A 1,106-nucleotide genomic window follows, 5' to 3' on the forward strand; every position below is an offset into this window, starting at 1 on the left:
AGATTTGCTAGCAAAACCAAACCAAACTGTACCAACCGGTTTTTCATCAGTACCACCATCAGGGCCGGCAATACCGCTAACTGAAACCGCAAAATCAGCATTAGCGCTAGCTAACGCTCTTTCTGCCATCTCTATGACAACTTGTTCACTAACAGCACCATATTTATGCAACGTATTTTTACTCACACCTAGCATATCATGCTTAGCTTCATTACTATAAGTAACAAAACCTCGCTGAAAATAGGCAGAACTACCTGAAATATCAGTAATGACTTTAGCAATCCATCCTCCTGTACATGACTCTGCACAAGTTATTGTTTTACCCTGTTTCTTTAGGCTATTAGCAAGATTATTACTTAATTCATAGAGCAGCTGCTCACTATTCATTTTAGCCATTTTCCTTTTTCATACATCTTGCGATATAGATACCAAATCCAGAGGATGCCAATTGCTACTGCAAAGGTTATACCAAACACTATTCCTATCGTAATAATAGAAATACCTGTTTTGAGCGCTAATGAATAAAAGCCCAAGATAATTAGCATAGTGGTATTTTCACTTAAATTCTGAATAGCGACAGCATTACCTGCACCAATCGTCTGTTTGCCTTTTTCTTGTAACAAAGCATTAAGCGGAACAATAAATAAACCACCTAAAACACCTAATATAATAAGGATCAAATAAGTAGAAAAAAGATGTTRTTGCATTGATAAAATAATAATTATCACACCAATAAAGATCCCTACCGGCATACAACGACTAACTTTATTGAGTGTAATGATATGTGCCGCAAATCCGGCACCAATGATGATACCTATTGCCACCACCCCATTCAGCAATGTAGGTGTAATATTATCGGTAATATTAAGTGCTATTGGCACCCAGAGCACTAATAAAAAAAACGCAGTGTTACACCGGCGCCCCAAAAAAGACTGGTACCAATTAAAGAAAATCGCCCGCTATGATCACGCCAAAGTGTTTTAAATAGACCAATAAAATTCAAAATTAGCTGGCGAAAAGTCCATTTTTGTTTATTTTTAGCCGGCGCTAATCGAGGAATATATAAATTAATCACCACCGCAATTACATAAAACAGGACACACATA

General features: G+C 36.9%; 2 protein-coding genes and 1 pseudogene. All 3 read right to left on the bottom strand.

Annotation, left to right across the window (positions count from 1 at the left end; genetic code table 11):
* A partial coding sequence (gene pncC, locus CBG25_RS03095) for a nicotinamide-nucleotide amidase (protein WP_290604446.1) occupies positions 1-387 on the bottom strand: 387 nt, incomplete at its 3' end.
* Positions 384-881, bottom strand: coding sequence for a hypothetical protein (locus CBG25_RS03100; protein ID WP_290604445.1), 498 nt, complete (start codon positions 879-881; stop codon positions 384-386). The genes CBG25_RS03100 and pncC, both read right to left, overlap by 4 nt.
* 8 nt (positions 882-889) lie before the next feature.
* Positions 890-1,106 (bottom strand): annotated as a pseudogene (locus CBG25_RS03105) (MFS transporter); the annotation flags it as partial.

It is taken from the genome of Arsenophonus sp. ENCA (assembly GCF_002287155.1).
Lineage (GTDB): Bacteria > Pseudomonadota > Gammaproteobacteria > Enterobacterales > Enterobacteriaceae > Arsenophonus > Arsenophonus nilaparvatae.